Annotated in this window: 19 protein-coding genes; 13 read left to right on the top strand and 6 right to left on the bottom strand. The window is 36.5% G+C overall.

Annotated features, from left to right (window positions below; translation table 11 throughout):
- Positions 1–71: 71 nt before the first annotated feature.
- Positions 72–500 (bottom strand): hypothetical protein, encoded by a 429-nt coding sequence (locus HYN56_RS17235; protein WP_109193309.1) that lies wholly within the window; start codon positions 498–500, stop codon positions 72–74.
- Positions 501–752: 252 nt separating this feature from the next.
- Here HYN56_RS17235 and HYN56_RS17230 point away from each other — a divergent pair, with 252 nt between their 5' ends.
- From HYN56_RS17230 to HYN56_RS17200, 7 genes are all read left to right on the top strand, one after another.
- Positions 753–1,172, top strand: coding sequence for a hypothetical protein (locus tag HYN56_RS17230; protein WP_240622578.1), 420 nt, complete (start codon positions 753–755; stop codon positions 1,170–1,172).
- Positions 1,162–1,851 (top strand): VIT1/CCC1 transporter family protein, encoded by a 690-nt coding sequence (locus HYN56_RS17225; RefSeq protein WP_109193308.1) that lies wholly within the window; start codon positions 1,162–1,164, stop codon positions 1,849–1,851. Before HYN56_RS17230 ends, HYN56_RS17225 begins: the two co-directional genes overlap by 11 nt.
- Before the next feature lie 110 nt (positions 1,852–1,961).
- Positions 1,962–2,396, top strand: a complete 435-nt coding sequence (locus tag HYN56_RS17220) for a thioredoxin family protein (protein ID WP_109193307.1) — start codon at positions 1,962–1,964, stop codon at positions 2,394–2,396.
- Between the two features lie 40 nt (positions 2,397–2,436).
- A complete protein-coding gene (locus HYN56_RS17215) occupies positions 2,437–3,330 on the top strand; it encodes an FAD:protein FMN transferase (protein WP_317047875.1) in 894 nt (297 codons plus the stop codon).
- Complete coding sequence (locus HYN56_RS17210; RefSeq protein ID WP_109193305.1) at positions 3,327–3,560, top strand: DUF4266 domain-containing protein; 234 nt, start codon at positions 3,327–3,329, stop codon at positions 3,558–3,560. The genes HYN56_RS17215 and HYN56_RS17210 overlap by 4 nt, the downstream gene beginning before the upstream one ends.
- Before the next feature lie 18 nt (positions 3,561–3,578).
- Complete coding sequence (locus HYN56_RS17205) at positions 3,579–4,763, top strand: DUF3570 domain-containing protein (protein WP_109193304.1); 1,185 nt, start codon at positions 3,579–3,581, stop codon at positions 4,761–4,763.
- An 88-nt stretch (positions 4,764–4,851) separates the two neighbouring features.
- Positions 4,852–5,322 (top strand): hypothetical protein, encoded by a 471-nt coding sequence (locus HYN56_RS17200; RefSeq protein WP_109193303.1) that lies wholly within the window; start codon positions 4,852–4,854, stop codon positions 5,320–5,322.
- A 482-nt stretch (positions 5,323–5,804) separates the two neighbouring features.
- On the opposite strand, the gene HYN56_RS17195 is transcribed toward HYN56_RS17200, so the two are convergent.
- Positions 5,805–6,008 carry a hypothetical protein gene (locus HYN56_RS17195; RefSeq protein WP_109193302.1) on the bottom strand — a complete coding sequence of 68 codons (204 nt, stop codon included), beginning with the start codon at positions 6,006–6,008 and terminating at the stop codon, positions 5,805–5,807.
- A gap of 446 nt (positions 6,009–6,454) precedes the next feature.
- On the opposite strand from HYN56_RS17195, the gene HYN56_RS17190 reads away from it, so the two are divergent.
- The 4 genes from HYN56_RS17190 to HYN56_RS17175 all read left to right on the top strand — a co-directional run bounded on the left by HYN56_RS17190 (position 6,455) and on the right by HYN56_RS17175 (position 9,838).
- Positions 6,455–7,192, top strand: a complete 738-nt coding sequence (locus HYN56_RS17190) for a PAS domain-containing protein (protein WP_109193301.1) — start codon at positions 6,455–6,457, stop codon at positions 7,190–7,192.
- A 127-nt stretch (positions 7,193–7,319) separates the two neighbouring features.
- Complete coding sequence (locus HYN56_RS17185) at positions 7,320–8,126, top strand: sensor histidine kinase (protein WP_240622577.1); 807 nt, start codon at positions 7,320–7,322, stop codon at positions 8,124–8,126.
- Between the two features lie 13 nt (positions 8,127–8,139).
- Positions 8,140–8,580: a response regulator gene (locus tag HYN56_RS17180; protein ID WP_109194853.1), complete on the top strand. Its 441-nt coding sequence runs from the start codon at positions 8,140–8,142 to the stop codon at positions 8,578–8,580.
- Between the two features lie 109 nt (positions 8,581–8,689).
- Positions 8,690–9,838 carry a hybrid sensor histidine kinase/response regulator gene (locus HYN56_RS17175; RefSeq protein ID WP_109193299.1) on the top strand — a complete coding sequence of 383 codons (1,149 nt, stop codon included), beginning with the start codon at positions 8,690–8,692 and terminating at the stop codon, positions 9,836–9,838.
- A 187-nt stretch (positions 9,839–10,025) separates the two neighbouring features.
- Here the strand turns inward: HYN56_RS17175 and HYN56_RS17170 are convergent, their stop codons facing one another.
- From HYN56_RS17170 to HYN56_RS17160, 3 genes are all read right to left on the bottom strand, one after another.
- A complete protein-coding gene (locus tag HYN56_RS17170; RefSeq protein ID WP_109193298.1) occupies positions 10,026–11,132 on the bottom strand; it encodes a PepSY-associated TM helix domain-containing protein in 1,107 nt (368 codons plus the stop codon).
- A gap of 21 nt (positions 11,133–11,153) precedes the next feature.
- Complete coding sequence (locus HYN56_RS17165) at positions 11,154–13,286, bottom strand: TonB-dependent siderophore receptor (RefSeq protein ID WP_109193297.1); 2,133 nt, start codon at positions 13,284–13,286, stop codon at positions 11,154–11,156.
- A gap of 106 nt (positions 13,287–13,392) precedes the next feature.
- Positions 13,393–13,770 (bottom strand): hypothetical protein, encoded by a 378-nt coding sequence (locus tag HYN56_RS17160; RefSeq protein ID WP_240622576.1) that lies wholly within the window; start codon positions 13,768–13,770, stop codon positions 13,393–13,395.
- Between the two features lie 665 nt (positions 13,771–14,435).
- Here HYN56_RS17160 and HYN56_RS17155 point away from each other — a divergent pair.
- Together HYN56_RS17155 and HYN56_RS17150 are read left to right on the top strand one after the other, a co-directional pair.
- A complete protein-coding gene (locus HYN56_RS17155; RefSeq protein WP_109193296.1) occupies positions 14,436–14,966 on the top strand; it encodes an RNA polymerase sigma factor in 531 nt (176 codons plus the stop codon).
- The gene (locus HYN56_RS17150; protein ID WP_109193295.1) at positions 14,966–15,754 is read left to right on the top strand and encodes an anti-sigma factor; all 789 of its coding nucleotides are present in this window, start codon (positions 14,966–14,968) and stop codon (positions 15,752–15,754) included. Before HYN56_RS17155 ends, HYN56_RS17150 begins: the two co-directional genes overlap by 1 nt.
- Positions 15,755–16,617: 863 nt before the next feature.
- On the opposite strand, the gene hemA is transcribed toward HYN56_RS17150, so the two are convergent.
- Entirely contained in the window at positions 16,618–17,922 is a 1,305-nt protein-coding gene (hemA, locus tag HYN56_RS17145; RefSeq protein WP_109193294.1) for a glutamyl-tRNA reductase, read from the bottom strand.
- Between the last annotated feature and the right edge of the window lie 98 nt (positions 17,923–18,020).

The raw sequence follows: 18,020 nt of genomic DNA, 5'->3' as shown, positions 1-18,020 counted from the left end.
AGCAATTTTACAAATAACAGCAATCTGTCTGATAAAATAATATTAGACAGCTTCATAAACACATATTTTTTTTATTTTGCATTCCTGTAAATTTCAATCTTGCCAATCACATCAAAATCCAATGTGTAATGGGCAGCAGGCTGATAATTTTCATCGGTGAGGACAATTTTCATGACCTGATGAATTGAAGGATGAGTGTCTGTATCTGCATTTTTTGAAAGAACAGGGTAAAATGACAATATTCCCTGCGGAACATTACCGTTTATAAAAAAAACAAATTCTTCTATTTTAGTGGGCTCCACAAAAGACTGACCTGGAAAGTTAAGTGGATTTTGCCCTATAAAAGCCTGAAACTGCTCAAGCTCAGTACTATTAAAGCACAGTGCGTTTAAACTGGAACTATCGGCCTTGTCAAGTCTGAACCATTTGAGATTTAGAATTAACCTTTTAGAATTAAAACTGCAGTTAAAATATGCCAGCTGTGTATTTATGGTATACATGAAGACTTTCCTTTGTTAAATTTAATTCTCCTATTCAATTTTAAAAAGTTACCCTGATTTCATTATGTTTCATTACTGATGCCATGACCAGGAGCCGCATCATTTTAAAAAGCCGATACTGTTATTGTACTGCTAACTTACTGCAATTTAATCCTGCAATAAAAGCCTGAATAAAATTTAGAATCATTCTAACGGCAGCAGCCTGATAACCAAAGGTATTTTGAAGTAATTTTATTTGGAAATTATAGACCTATGAAAATGGATGTTATGGATAGAGAGATTCTCTCGGACACTCTTAAAAACATAGATAAAAAAATTGAAGGGTTAAATAATCAAAAAATTAAAGCCTTCTTTGAGTCTCTGGGACTGGAGCAAAGAGATGACATTGCTAAAGATTATCTGAACTGGGAAAACATACTTATTGTGGTTCCCAGCCGCAGTACTTTAAATGAACTGAAGAAATATAAGTATTCCATATCCCGAATCTCTTTTATTGCAAATCCTAATGCAGAGCAGATTCATATTTACGATTTTAATGAATGGAAAAACAGCACCCGGAACAAGACACAATTTCAGATCAGGGAACTGCTGAAAACCAATTTTGGAGGCAGTCCAAAAATATCTGAAAATCGGGACTGGGTTAAATTAATGCAAAAAAATCATGGAAGCTGAAAATCATTACATCACCAGAAGCGGGTGGCTGAGGGCAGCAGTTCTGGGCGCCAATGACGGAATTTTATCCACCACCAGCCTGGCTATTGGCGTGGCAGCTGCAAGCGTGAGCAGAGAACCTATTCTGCTGGCGGCAACAGCCGGTTTAGTGGCAGGTGCATTGTCCATGGCCGCAGGCGAATACGTATCGGTAAGCTCTCAGGCTGATGTTGAAACTGCTGATCTTACCCGCGAGAAAGAGGAACTTAAAAATATGCCTGAATCAGAGCTTGAGGAACTGACCCATATTTATATGAAGCGCGGGCTGAACAGTGAACTGGCAAAACAGGTTGCAGTCGAATTGACAGCCCATAATGCACTTCAAACACATGCGAGAGATGAGCTCGGAATCAATGAAATTACCCAGGCTAATCCTTTAATGGCCGCTTTCGCATCAGCTGTATCTTTTGTCATAGGGGGCTTGCTGCCGCTGCTGGTGGCTATTTTCGCTCCCATAAAAGAAATGGTATTGTACCAGTATGGTTTTTCAATACTCTTTTTGGCATTATCGGGAATGCTGGCCGCTAAGGCCGGGGGATCCCATACGCTGAAAGCTGTAATGCGTATCTGCATCTGGGGAACTTTTGCAATGGCAGCCTCAGCCTTGGTCGGTTATATTTTCGGGGTTCATACGGCTTAAGAAAAACAGTCCTGAAGCCGGAGTAAAAATTAATTGAATCTTAAGCAATTAAAAAAAATAAGAATCGCAGCAATGCGTTATTTCGTATATACCTAAAAACAGACTGCAAAATGAAACTAATTACATTATTGCTTTTAATGACCGTGCTTCCCATTAACTGGGAACCTGATTTTAATAATGCAAAAAAAACAGCAAAAGAAAAACATGAATTAATACTGCTCAACTTCTCGGGTTCAGACTGGTGCGGACCCTGCATTGTGACGCGCAGAGATTATCTTGAAAGCCAGGTATTCTCAGAGATGGCAAATGAAAATCTGGTACTTGTTAATGCTGATTTTCCAAGGAAAAAGAAAAATATCGGAACACCGCAGCAGGTTAAACGAAATGAAGATTTAGCCGAAATATACAACAAGGAAGGAAATTTTCCCCTGACGCTTCTTTTGGATGCCGATGGAAAAGTGCTTAAAACCTGGCATGGAAAACCCGAATCTACTCCTGAACAGTGGACTGCCGAAATAAAAGCGATCTGTGAGAGCCGAAAATAACATGCTTAAAAACCAAAAATATTCCGAGTCCCTAAAACTCATGGGGAACAGCTTTACCATAACAGTTGTTGCTGAAAATGAAAAAACAGGAAATGAGAATATTGCACTTGCCACCCAGGAAATCAAACGGATTGAAAAACTTTTGACTACCTATAAACAGGACAGCCAGACCAATCTGATCAATGATAACGCAGGAATAGCACCCGTTAAAGTAGATTTGGAGGTTTTTAATCTTATTGAAAGATCTATCGGAATTTCGAGAATCACACAAGGTGCATTTGATATTTCTTATGGAAGTATCGACAAAAGTCTGTGGAATTTTGACAAATCCATGACCAGTCTTCCTGATGCCCAGACCGCTCTCAAAATGGTACACCTTATTGATTACCGAAATATTATACTTGACAGGGAAAATACAACAGTATTTCTAAAAGAAAAAGGAATGCGGATTGGTTTTGGAGGTATCGGAAAAGGATATGCTGCCGAGATGGCAAAACAAATTCTTATAAAACATAATGTACAGAGCGGCATAATTAATGCCAGCGGAGATCTTTCGGCATGGGGACTGCAGCCCAACGGCAAAAAATGGACCATCGGTGTGGCTGATCCTGACTCGCCAAATGCGGCATTCTCCTATATGGAAATCTCAAATAAGGCGGTGGCAACCTCGGGCAATTATGAAAAATTCGTGACCATTAACGGAAAAAAATATTCGCATACCATTGACCCAAAAACAGGACTTCCGATATCGGGAATAAAAAGCGTGACCATTATCGCCTCAAATGCAGAATTTGCAGATGCTATGGCAACTCCTATAGCGGTAATGGGGATTAAAGCAGGCTTGTTTTTAATAGATCAGATACCGGATCTATTTTGTATTATAATTGACGACAACAACAAAATTTACACTTCTAAAAACATTAACCTGAAATGAAAAAGCCAAGGCAAAAAAATCTCGTGCTTTTATGCAGTATTGCTTTAACAGGCATTCTTCTCACATCCTGCACCTCTGTAAAGGAATACCAGAAAGGAAAAATCAACGATTCTGAAATGGTACTTTCCAACAGGAAAATAGAAAAGACAGAACTTAGTTTTCAATCCTACCGTGAGGGAGCTTCCGGGGCCAATTCAGGAAAAAGCGGCGGCGGCTGTGGCTGTAACTAATTTTCATACGATCAAAAAATGAAAAGAATATTCATTACAGGATTTGCATTATTGGCATTATTTCAGGCAAGGGCGCAGAATGTCCCGGCCGATTCTACCAGTTATAAAAGCAATAAATTAAAATTGGAAGAAGTTAATCTGGTTTCGAGCTATTATAAACAAGACGGAAACAATTCAGCCGTTACGGGTGGAATCGGTTCTGAGCATCTAACTGATATTGCCAATACCATTGATGTTAAGCTGGTAAAATACGGCCAGACCGGAATCAAGCATACCTTTGATATTGAAGCCGGTATTGACCATTATACCTCTGCTTCATCAGATATGATTGACCTGAGCGCTAATTCATCTGCATCGTCTTCAGACAACCGCTTCTACCCTTCTTTGACCTACCTTAGGGAAAATGAAGAAAAAGGAAGAACGCTTGGAATCGGCGTTTCATCATCAACGGAATTTGATTACCAGTCTTTTGGAGGAAATATTGCCTTCTCGCAGAAAACAAAAGACAGAAACGGGGAATTCACGGCCAAATTCCAGACCTTTATAGATCAGCTCAAATTAATTGAGCCCGTTGAACTTCGTGCTCCGGGAAGTGAAGGTTATGAAAGTGCTAACAGAAATACTTTTGCAGGGACTTTGAGCTACTCCCAGGTTGTAAACAAAAACCTGCAGCTAATGCTTGTAGGGGACGTCATCAGCCAGAATGGCTATTTAAGTCTTCCTTTTCACAGGGTTTATTTTGCTGACGGCTCTGTCCATCAGGAAAAAATGCCCGATACAAGACTTAAAATCCCATTGGGAATAAGGGCCAGTTATTTCTTGGGAGATAACGTAATTATTCGCGCTTATTACAGATATTATACCGATGACTGGAGCCTGAAAGCACATACGGCTGACCTTGAAATTCCTGTAAAATTAACACAGGCGTTTTCTGTGAGTCCGTTCTACAGGTATTATACACAGACAGGAACGAAATATTTTAAACCGTACGGCGAACACACCGCTTCTGATGAATATTATACCAGCAACTATGATTTGTCTAAGTTTGACAGCAGTTTCTTTGGGATGGGAATGAAATTCACACCTCTTAATGGAATTTTTGGGCTCAAGCATTGGAATACGCTGGAGATTCGTTATGGGCATTATACCAGAACTACCAATATGACTTCTGATATTATCAGCATCAACATAAAATATAAATAACACATAATCAAACAAGTGTAATGGATATGAATTTACGGCATGTTTATTGTTTTTATCCAAATATAATAATGAATTTAAAAGTAAAATCATGAAAACTTTAAAATATTTTTTGATCGGGGTATTATTCCTTTCATTTGGTTACGCTCAGGCTCAGGTATCAGTAAATGTAAACATAGGAACACCTCCTGCCTGGGGACCTGCCGGTTATGCGGATGCCCGTTATTATTATCTGCCGGATCTTGAAACCTATTACGATGTAAGCACGTCCAATTATGTTTATCTCAATAACGGAAAATGGGTGCGAACCAGATCACTTCCCTCTGCCTATCGAAACTATGATCTTTATAATGAATATAAAGTAGTACTGACTGATTACAGAGGAGACAGGCCTTACGACAGCTTTAAATCCCATAAAGTAAAATATGCAAAGGGCTATAAAGGAAAACCTCAAAAAACAATAGGACAAAAGCCAGGAAAAGGAAACAATAAAGATAAAAGCCACCATGATAATGGAAACCATAATGGAAATGGCAAGGGAAAAGGAAATGGTAAACATTAATTTAAAAGAGGCTTTGGGGAGCCTCTTTTTTTATCTTCAAAGAGCAGCCAATACCTCATATTTTAAAATATAATCCATAAAAGCTATTCAATCAGTCTATTTTACAGATCGGTTTTAAAACGGCTGCAATGATTTAGATTCATAAAAAAAGGGTTCATGACTTAATTTAAGTACAATGAACCCTTTCCATGAAACAGATGTTAATTTACAAATAAATCAGAAAGGAATTGATATTTATAACTGACTTTTATTCAAAAATAATAAGCACTATTGCAATAGAATTAAGGTCCTTTGTAACTAACTTAAATTTACACGTATTTTATACAATTTTTATGGACAGCTCGAATTTAATTTGTTAGATCTAAACTTGCAAAAGTACCATTGATTTCTTTCATTACTTCAGTGAAAGCTGGGTGAACTTAATTCTGTCTTTAAAATTAAAAATAGTTGAAACACTTATGCTTTCATTGATTTTATTGTGCTTAAGGAAAGATAAAAGTCATTTTTTTTACAGTATTCTTAGGGCCAACAAATGAAAATTTAAGTTTCTGTTGCACATCTGGATCTTTAGAAATTTCCCTCATTTCATCATCCATCCCTGAAGTTAAAGGCACTATGCCAGTTTTGCCATTCACCATATTTTTAATCATCAGGATCGGTGAGAACAGCAAGAGTTCAGCTTCCATACTTTTCGAAAAGAAAAATCCAAATCAAATGACTTTGCACATTACTATTATATGTTCATCAATGTTTAGAAAGCATTTTACATCAATCCCCAATAGTCTTAATGTAGCTTTATTAAAGATTTAATCTAAGCTGATCTATGATTCGAAGTCACTCTAAGTTTATAGGTATTTTTCTCTCTTGATTTATGGTAATTTTTTGACATTAATTCCAGTTCAGATTTATAGCTGTAATTACCATTAATCTAATTATAATAAATATCTAAATTATATGCATTATAGCCGCTACCTAAGATATTAACTTGTATAACCATTTTATTTACCTATATTCGCTTAGTATAAAAATTACCTCATTTACCATCAAGGTATACGTTCTAAATAATTATTAAAATATAGGTGCTTTTCCAGCAAATTACTGCCGTTATTTTTCAAATAAAACATCGCTTACTATGAGCATTAAAGAAAAAAATGGTATTAAGGAAGTAGTGCTTTCTGATGAAAATAATTCAGAGAATAAGGTACATCCCACAGGAGAAAAGTTACCACTTCAGAAAATCAAAATATCAAAAAAAGCAGTTCAGCCTTTTAGCAACAGCATTAAAGCCGAATTTCACAATAAGCAAATAGAACCTGAAATTTTAGCACTTAAAGAACAACTTGATGCAAATGAACAGTATTTGTTAAATCTAACAAATGCTATAAACACCACAAACGCATCTGTTGAGTTCGATATGGATGGCAATATTTTAAATGCCAATAAAAATTTCCTCAAAATTATGGGCTACACTGCAAAAGATTTGCTGGGAAAGCATCATAGTCTTTTAGTTGATCCCTCCTATTCAAAATCAAATGCGTATCAGTTTTTTTGGAACAGCCTGAAAAAAGGTATTCATCAAAGGGACGAATTTATCCTGACGGCGAAAAACGGCAAATTAATATGGTTTTCGGGCAGTTATAATCCTATTTTCAATACTCAAGGGAAACCTTATAAGGTCTTAAAAATAGCAACAGACATAACACTTTCCAAAACACAATTTTTACAGCTGGCTGTCCAAGCTCAGGAAAAGGAAAAAAGATCATCTGAGTTAGTTATTGCAAATAAAGAACTTGCTTTTCAAAATAAGGAAAAGGAAGACCGTGCTGCAGAATTAATCATTGCAAATAAAGAATTAAAATTTTCAGAATGAACAAAAAGAAAAACGAGCAGAAGAATTAATTAACGCCAATAAAGAACTGGCTATTCAGAGTATTGAAAAAGAAAAACGTGCTGCTGAACTTATAATAGCCAACAAAAAACTTGCTTCAGAAAAGATTTTGAAAGAGAAAAGAAAAGTGGAAAAGCTAAAAAGGGCTGCAGAATTAATAGTTAAAAACAGAGAACTTGCCTATCAGGAAAAGCGAAGCAGTGAACTGACCCTGGCTAATGATGAACTAAAAAAAGCGCAGGAAGAACTGGGATCATTTTCCTACTCAGTTTCACATGATCTGCGTGCACCTATTCGGGCGATTAACGGTTATACACAAATACTGATAGAGGACCATGCAGATTCAATAGATGATGATGGAAAAAAAATCATCCAAGCCATAGTCAACAACTCCAATAAAATGGGAATATTGATCGATGACCTGCTTGCTTTCAGCAAATTAGGACGCAAAGAGGTCTCATCTAGCAATATAAATATGACCTCACTAGTAAATGGAGTCATAAATGATATAACATTTGAAAAAGGTGAAAATACACCCATTTTTGAAATTGAAGAACTTGCCCCAGCAAATGGAGATTCCTCACTGATCAAACAGGTTTGGATCAATCTAATCTCTAATGCTATAAAATATTCAAAATACAAGCCAGAGATAAAAATCAAAATAGCATCAACGTTGCAAGACCACAAAATCATCTACAGTATAAAAGATTGGGGTGCAGGATTCGATATGGCTTATTATGATAAATTGTTTGGCGTTTTCCAGCGTCTGCACTCGCAGGAAGAATTTAAAGGAACAGGCATTGGACTGGCGATTGTGCAAAAAATTGTCAGCCGGCATTCGGGAGCAGTTTGGGCAGAATCAAAACTAGATGAAGGTGCTGAATTTTACTTCAGCCTGCCGAATATTAAACATTAAAAAAACAAAAAAAATGGATTACGAAGATATTGAAATTTTATTTGCCGAAGACAGCATGGAAGATGCTATGCTGACCGTGCGCGCTCTTAATAAAAGCGGCTTTACAAACAAACTCCTGCATGTCAAGGATGGCGCCGAAGCGCTTGATTTTCTGTACTGCAGGGGAATCTATTCAAAGAGAAATCCAAAATTACATCCCAAACTTCTTCTCTTGGATTTAAAAATGCCCAAGATGTCAGGAATGCAGGTATTGGAAAAAGTCAAAAGCGATGATGCGCTTAAATCTATTCCAATAGTCATTCTTACCTCTTCCCAGGAAGATCCGGACATTGCAGAATGTTATAGTCTTGGTGCTAACAGTTACATTGTAAAACCTGTAGACAGCAACAACTTTTTTAATGCAATAAAAGAACTTGGGATGTATTGGATGATCCTGAGCCAGCCTGCTAATTAAGGATTTAACTTATATTCCTAAAACTATGATTCTATAGTAAATGAAAAAAGATATTAGAGCATTGATATTAGAAGACAATACTTCTGATGCAGATTTATGAATCCGTCACTTGAGAAAATCAGGGGTGTCGTTTGTAACAAAAATAGTCGATTCAAGAAATGTTTTTGAAGAATCTCTTGATACATTTTTGCCCGATATTATCCTATCAGATTATACGCTGCCTTCATTTGATGCTGTTTCTGCGTTTAAAATAGTAAAAGACAGGAGCCTTAATATACCCTTTGTCATAATTTCAGGTACTATTGGGGAAGAAAATGCTGTCATGCTTATAAAAGAAGGTGTTACGGATTATGTTTCCAAAAATAATTTCTCATCCCTGATCCAAAAAATAAATCGTGCCCTGAAAGAAGCAGAAGAATTAGTTCAGAAAGAAGAGCTTATTGAAAAACTAAAAATACAGACTGCAGCACTGCTTAAGGCAAATCAGGAACTCGAACTCCAAAATGCGGAGAAGGAAAAAAGAGCAATTGAGCTATTGAATGCAAATAAAGAACTGCTTGCTTTTAATTTTATCTCAAGCCATGACCTGCAGGAACCGCTGCGAAAAATTCAGACTTTCATTTCCATTATAATGGAAAAAGAGATCAACACGATGACTGAGGCGGGAAAAAACAATTTGAAACGCATACATGTCTCGGCAACAAGAATGAGACAGCTTATTGAAGATTTACTGGAATTTTCAAAAGTGAGTGTACTGGAACATCCCTATGAAGTGAGTGATTTGAGTGCTGTAATCGAAGATATTAAATCAGAATTTTCAGATGCAATTGATCAAAAAAAAGCTGTTTTTAAAATAAACGGATTAGTGCCTGCCTATATAAGGCCATTCCAATTTCGCCAGCTTATCTATAACCTGATATCAAACTCCTTAAAGTTCTCTATACCTGATATTGAACTTCATATTACCATACAATCTACTATAATTAAGTACAGTGAATTCAAGCTGCTTAATCTGCCAGGTAGTACGCAGGTTTGTGACTATTGGAATCTTACTTTTAAAGATAATGGAATTGGCTTTGAAGCTCAATACAACGAGACTGTCTTTATCATATTTCAAAGACTCCATCACATTGAGGAATATCCCGGAACGGGAATTGGTCTGGCTATTGTAAAGAAAATTGTAGAAAATCATAATGGAATTATAACCGCTGATGGTAATTTAAACAAGGGCGTTTTATTCAACATTTATATCCAGTAATTAAACAAAAATTTTAAATTTATATTTAATTTTAGCCTTAGAAATCTATTAGATAATAAGGAAAATGGCATTGCACGCTATTTGTTCAATTATCGTATTAGTGCATGTAAGAGCATTAAAAACATTTTTAAACTCATAGCAGGAGCCCCATTTAAACGAGTTTTAAAATCACAAAACAGGCATTTTATTATTTGTGTTTTTTAGATATTTCTTTTCTGCCTTTTCTTTTCCAAAGAATAAATCCCGTAATAGAAAGTATTGCAGGACTGAATCCGGCAATTACATACAAAATTTTTATCCAAAAACTGTCATAATCCCCCCTGTGAAGCTGTTTCATGATCCAATAAAACCGGTCGGAAAATGATTTTTCTTCAATGCGTATGGTTTTGATCCAAGTTCCGTTATCACTGTCATAATAAACGTCGCTGCCTTTACCAAAATACAGCGGGTTTTGGGTATCAGAGAACTCACCGCTTACTATAATATCCGTTTTTTTATCAGCAGCTATTTTTACGGCAATTGGATTGAAATTTGGAATTTCCCAGGCATGTTTTATCACCTGGTCAATATTTGCCCTTGTCCGATAATTCTGTTCTTTCTTAGAAATTAATTCCCATTCAGAAGGTAAAAAAAGACTTTTATTCATCCAGAAACCTGTAAAAAAAAGAATAAAATTAAGCAACAGGGTCCAGACACCAATAATCCTGTGCAGCGAAGAATAAAGGGTTCTGGAAGATTTACGATTTAACTTCTCTTTAAAAACAAGTACAGCAAATATCTTTTTGCGATAAATGATCACACCTGTAATTAAGTTTAAAATTAATGCAATGGCCGCAATGGCCGTTATAAGCCTGCCTGGTTTATCAATTAAAAGGGAATAATGCGCAGCATACAGCCAGCGGAAAAAAGGCGATTGTAAAGAGCTAAAACTGCCTTCTGCTACAATTTTTCCAGAATAAGGGTCTACCATACAGCAATAGAGATAATTATCGCTGACATTATCCTGATAATTAAAAATCATAAATTCATAGGTGTCGCAGCTATTTCTGGGAAAAGTCTGCAGCATGATCTGCCGCGCCTGGGGATACCTCTCAGAGACTTTATGATACATCTGGTTTAATGAAATGGTTTTACTGCCCTTTACACAGCAATGCATTGGCGGATTATTGAAATACTCAATCTCTTTTTTAAAAACCAATAAAGCGCCCGAAATTCCAAAAAACAGATACAGTACCCCGAAAAACAATCCGAGGCAGCTGTGCAGTTTAAATGAGGTCTTTGTAATTTTTTTCAATGGAAGTTCTGAATTACAGCATTACAATTTTAATTTCAAAGATAAAATCACCTGGCGAAGGGTTCCCGGAGTAACCATACCACGGCCGCCATACCAATAATGTTCGTTGAGCAGGTTATTGGCAGAAAGCGAAAATACATAACGGGTTTTCTCAAAACTCAGCACCGAGTTGATTACTATATAAGGATTCGTATAAAAAGAGCCATTGATATTATTGATCATCAGATCTTTACCATAATGACTGCCGCCTATACCTAATGAAAAGCCATTTAAAGCTTTTGACTGCGGAGCGTAATTCACGTACCAGGTTCCGGAAAGTTTGGGACCGGCATCTACAGGCCTTAGCCCTTGAGTAAGTGCATCGGAAACAATAAGTTTACTGTCATTATAAGCAAAACCAGCATGCAAAAACAGTCCTTTCATCGGATTTGATTCTAAATCTGCTTCAAAACCTTTACTGCGCTGCTCGCCATCCTGCAGATAGGAAGCCGTATCATTTGGATTTTGTCTTACCGCATTGGTTAGATCAATATTATAATAGCTCAAAACGGCATCCAACAGGTTCTTTTTCAGGGAAACTTTAACTCCCGATTCCCACTGGTTTCCATAAACGGGCTGGAAATTGGTCATCTGCCCGTTTACCGACTGCGGTGCCTGCGGCTGAAAACCATTCATATAATTAGCAAATAATGCTATTCTTTCAGGGATAATCTGGTAATTGATTCCCAATTTCGGAGAAACAGCCGTTTGTGTGTAATCCCCGGTAGTTGTCGCTGTTAATAAATCCTCAGTCCCTTTGTTATTGATGTAATTGATTCGGGCACTAAGCATTACACTTAAATTCTCCAAAGGGTTGATAACGTCTGAAATATATAGGGAATAATGATCCTGAATTGCCTTATAATTCTCTCCATAGGGTTTTAAGGCCAATTGACCGGAAATGTATTCATTATTAAAATTAGCATTCTCAGGATCTGTCCCAGCAGCTGAAACTTTAGTAAAATTCATAGATTTACTGGCAATCCCATAGAGATAATGATAGTATTCAACCCCCGCAATCAGCCGGTTTTTCACACTGCCAATTTTGAAATTCCCCACAAAATCCTGCTGGATCTGCTGGCTGGTAATGTTTTCCGGATACATTCTGTACACTCTTCGCGTCACATTCTGGCTGTTATCATCTAATCTTAATCGGATGTAATCGCCCGGAGTTTTATTATTGACTGAAATTAAATTGGTTTCCGATTTCCAATTCTCTGAAAGCCTGTAAATGACTTTTCCGTAAATATTTACTGCCTTATTATTGAGTGTAAGTGAGTTGTCATTGAAAGAACGGTAATAATCCAAATGGAGTTCATCTGCTGATTTAGCAGTCCCCAAAGCCACCTGGTAAAGCGGATTGTTGGTAGCGGTTTTGTTTAAAATTTCGGCATCAAGCTGAATATTTAAATCATCGCTGATTTTATAAGAAATACTTGGAGCTAAAAAAAATGTTTTTGAAAAACCCTGGTCCCGAAAAGTATCATTGTAGTTATAAGCGCCGGTTAAACGGGCAAGAACCTTTCCATCTTTGTCAAGAGGTGTATTGATATCAAGAGTTGCACGTTGCAGATTGTAAGATCCGCCCATTACAGTAATGTCAGCAAAAGTGGTCTGTTGTGGTTTTAGGGTAACCCGATTAATTAGTCCTCCAAAAGTAATCATAGTTGCGCCGCCTCCGCCAAAAATTACAGCGCTTGGTCCTTTGATTACTTCTAACTGGGCGATGTTTGCCGGATCCATATCAGAGGCCACATAACCGTTTACGCCATTTCTGAAGCTCGATCGGGTACGAAATCCCCGGATGGAATAATAAGGTGAAATTCCTGCCCAGCTGGGCGCAACACCTGTGGCATTTTTGAGCATTTCGCCTTGAGTGAAAAAATTTCTGTTTTTAATAAGCTGCGGTGAGACCGAAGCGGTCACCTGAGGATTTTCCAGGTTCTTGAGTGGCAATTTAGAAGCCAGTTCACTGGAAACATCTTTGGACTTTCTGACTCCTCCAATAATCACCTCGTCCATTAAGGTATATTTGCCCGATATGCTGTCTTTTTTTTGCGCATAGATTTGTAGTGAAGCCGTCAAAGCTGCCGCAAAAAATAGTACTTTTTTCATTTTGTAATTTTTATATAATTGTAATTTTATTAAAGTGCAAGCAATCTTTCATTGTTATACAACAATGAAAAATTATTCCAATAGGAATTGCAATGGAAATTATAATTTATATAAAAAGAGAAGGGGGACGGAAAGTCTCTGTTAAAACAGAAACAGGCTTATTGTCGAATCTAGCCGAAAAGCCAGCTTTGATTTCAATAGGTTCTAATAATTTGAAAGTCTTATTTGAAGTGTTTAAAATGTAAGCCAACTCTGTTTTTTCTTTAAGGTTGTTCTGCATTTTCTTTTCGTTGTCGTCGTATTTCTTTAGACTTTTTTGAAGTTCACAGCGTCCGTTACAGGTATTAAAAACCATTTTTCGCTGTACGCAGATTGTTTTTACAATTTCTTGCTGCTCTAGTTTAAAAGATACATAAACAAAAACACTGCCAAATGATGGCACTAAAATAATGCAGCCAAGCAATACGATTAGATACTTTTTCAAAGTTATTGTTTTGTTTATGGAGCGCAAAAGTACTCTTTTTTGTTTTTATCTTAAATAAAGTTCTTGTTTTCTTTACCAAAAAACACCACTTTGTCTATTTATAATACTTGGGATTAAAACGGTTCTCTCACACCTGTTTTTTTTTAACATAATTCAAGGTGTTAACATTAAAAAGTTAATCTAATAAAGAACAATTGCATAACCATAATAATGCGACCGTCAAGACATAATTGAAGATCAATTGTCGTGGCAATGTCACGACAATCTTACCCAATAAATAGGTTGTTTTTTTCATTTTACATCAATCCTTAACAGGATAACTAAAACAAATTTGTAAAGCCACTGAATTTCCCGCTCTCATTTTTTCAAATATAACTGTTGCTTCACTAAAGCAAAAAATTGGTTTGTTTCCGAATTGTCTTTTTAACTTTTTAGCCCCGATAGCAGTGGAAATCCTTTTTCGGCGGGGTTCGGCGCAAAAGATTGGAACGTATAGCGGGAAGAGCTCCTAAAAATCATTAATATGACCCCACGAAAATTGGCATTTTGAAAGTGATATCCTTTATTTCTGCTTTTGGGCCAGTTACGTAAAAAATAAATTACCTTTATCCGGCATTACCACTTTCTAAGAAATCAAAATTTATTTAAGCTTTAAATCCAATCCTATGAGCCAAGAAGAATTATTGGTATTAATCCGCAAAAAAGATGAAAGGGCTTTCACCCATCTCTATGATATGTATTCAAAAAGCTTGTTTTCGGTCATAAATGTTCTGGTAAAAAACCGCGAAGAAGCCGAAGATGTCCTGCAGGAAGTCTTTGTAAAAATCTGGAAAAACATCGATAGCTACAGCGAAAGCAAGGGCCGGTTCTACACCTGGATCCTTAATATTGCAAGGAATACATCTATTGACAAGCTGCGATCCAAAAATTTCAACAACACCCAAAAAAACCTTTCTTCGGATAATTTCGTAAATCTGTTAGATGACAGTAATAAATTAGCTAATAAACTAGATGCAATTGGCATTCAGGAGTTCGTTAAAAAACTGAAACCAAAATGTATCGAGATTATTGATCTGCTATTCTTTAAGGGATATACCCAGCAGGAAGCTTCAGAAGAATTAGCTATACCTTTGGGAACTGTAAAGACACAAAACAGAAACTGTATCAACGATTTAAGAAATTATTTAAAGATATAATGGAAGATAAGCAATATATTGAATCAGGCATTTTAGAACTTTACGTTTACGGCCTGCTGACAGAAAAAGAGAACCTGGAAATTGCCGAACTGGCCAGAAAAAACCCTGAGATTGAAAGTGAAATCATTTCTATAGAAAAAGCTGTTTCAGCCTTATCATCAAGCTTCTCACCTTTCCATTCGGCTGCCAATTTCGAGAAAATAAAAGCGCGTTTAGAGCTTAAACATACTAAAGTTGTCGATATAAAACCAGCATCAAACCTGCCGCAATACTTCGGCTGGGCGGCTGCATTATTATTATTGCTAGGTTTTGGATATCAGACTTTAGAACTGGCAAAATCCAAACAGGCAGTCTCTGAGGCTGGAGGCAAAAAAAATAAAATTGAAAGAGAATATGCTATTTTAGACCAGCAGAATAAACAGACTGAGAAAAATCTGAGCATTGTGAGAGACATTAAAAATACAAGCGTTACTCTGGGCGGACAATCAGTATCTCCGGCATCATTTGCAAAAGTGTACTGGAACAAAGAAACAAAAACGACTTATATCGACGCGGCAGGTCTGCCAAACCCTCCAAAAGGAATGGTTTACCAGGTTTGGTCTTTAAAACTAAGTACGGTGCTTACACCGACAAGTATTGGTCTGCTGGATAATTTTGAAGAAAACTCTCAAAAAATCTTCGCTGTAAGCCAAACCGATTCAGCTGAAGCTTTTGGCATCACGCTGGAACCTGCAGGGGGAAGCCTCACACCTACAATGGAACAGCTTTATACTTTAGGAAAAGTCTAATTCCATAAAAAGACCTAAATAAAAAGCGCATATTGATCCTGTTCAATATGCGCTTTTTGGGATTCGATCTGCACTCTGGCGGAACTTTAACCAAACCCCTTAGCCATAGTAAAAAAATCTAAAATCATCGTCAAATTTTGACTTGAATAGTTTCTCTGTTAATAGTTTAAATTTGTGCAGCCAAAGTAGAATTTTAAAGCATCCTTTCAATAATTAGATACTTTCGACTTATACTTTATTTAATTAAAAAGTTTAAGCTTAACGTTTTTTAGCGTTTAACCCTCGAGGATGTTTATAAACTGTTTTTGACCAACAATTTCAAATAGTAATCTTCCAAATTCACTTGAAAAATAAGATAAATTGAAACTTAGCGTAAGTTAAAAGTTAACAGGATTCGAACGCCAAAAATGGAATAGACCCCATACTTCTTTTTTTAAAATTTCTAGTAATTGAAATAATGAAAACCCATTAAATCGTTAACTATTTATCATTTATTGAATTTTCCACTCTCACTCTCTGATTATCAATTATTGCTCAGCTGAGGCAGAAAATTAGTTTACTCCTCAAGCGTTTGGTACGCCGGCCCGCCTTTTTTATAACATGGATCAATGACGTGAGGCAATTTATAGTAAAAAAGCTGATTATAAAATTAATTAATAATCATGTAATTATCACCAAATTAATTAGTCTAACTTTACCAAATGAGGAATTGATTACTCCCATGCAGAATTAAGTAAACATTTTTTGGAAGATTATGTTTATGGACAAGCCCGTCGCAGCGTGCACCGCAGCTGACGGGTTCTATTTTTGCATGGCTTGTTTCAGTACTCTGGTAAGCTTTGAAACTGAAACTGATTAAGCATTTATGACAGATTGATTTTGTATTTTTCTTCTATTGGTGAAGAAGCCTTATTCGGTGCAAGCTGTCCTATCTGAAATACTTTTTCAATGAATTCAATGCTTTGATCCACTGAAGTGTTTTCATTTTTTAAATGGCTGGCAAAATGGTTTGTTAATTTTTGAATAATTCTTGAACTGATTAAATCCATCTGTGCATCATCAAAATGGGTTGTTTTCCTTTTTTGAAAAGCAAATTCTGCTGATACAATATCATTTAGCTTGGATTTTAAGGCATGAATAGTCGGAGCACATTTTCGGCCGTTCACCCAGGTATTCAGTTCTAATTTCAGATCATCAATAATGGCTTCTGCAGCAGGAATATGCTGTTTTCTCTTTTCCAGCGTGTCATCCGTAATTTGAGACAGATCATCCAGATGTATTAAAGTTACACCGGGGATTTCTTCTACATTGGCATCTACATTGCGCGGGATGGATAAATCCAGAATCAATAAGGGTTTCTGTAAAGCAAGCGATGTTTTGTCAATAGTGGGATTTTGTGCTCCTGTAGCTACAACCAGCACATCGGCCTGCTGCAGTTCCTGTTTTAAATCAGCATAATCTTTTACAATAACATTCAGCTTGCCAGCCAGTAATTCGGCTTTGTTTTTTGTTCTGTTTATAAGGGCAATATGGCTGTTTTTAGTATGTTTTACTAAGTTTTCGCACGTATTTCTTCCTATTTTCCCCGTTCCGAACAGCAAAATATTTTTGTTTCCAATATCCGCCACATTTCGGATAATATACTGCACTGATGCAAAAGAAACCGATGTTGCACCAGAAGAAATTTTCGTCTCCGTTTTAACTTTTTTGCTCGCCTGAATAACTGTATTTACCAGCCGGTCCAGAAATGTATTGACCAAACCTTCCCGTTTACTATTGTTAAAGGCGGTTTTAATCTGGCTGATGATTTCAAAATCACCCAGAATCTGACTGTCTAAACCTGTTCCTACCCGGAACATATGGCTGACAGCTTCTTCATTCTTATATATATAAGCAGCCTGCCGAAATTCTTCTACAGAGCCATTGCTGTTCTCGCAAAGCAGTTTGATGAGTTGATAAGGATGATGGGCAAAACCATAAATTTCAGTTCTATTGCAGGTAGAAGTAACTACCAATGATTCTATCCCTTCTGCCTTGGCCTGCAGCAATAAATCAGATTGTGATTTAGCATCTAGACTAAATTTTCCTCTGATAACTGCATCTGCTTTCTTGTAGCTTAACCCCAATGCATAAAAAGTGGAGGATCTGGACATATTAAAATTTTCCATATTTATGGTTTCCTTAAAAGGTTCAAAAATTATTGCCTGCAGATTTATATAACAGCGCCGGAAATGCTTTTTAGATCACTATGGAATAAATGGACCTA

The organism is Flavobacterium crocinum, assembly GCF_003122385.1.
Taxonomy (GTDB): Bacteria; Bacteroidota; Bacteroidia; order Flavobacteriales; family Flavobacteriaceae; genus Flavobacterium; species Flavobacterium crocinum.
Note: the sequence above shows the minus strand (reverse complement) of the source record. Positions and strands in the feature narration are given on the sequence as shown.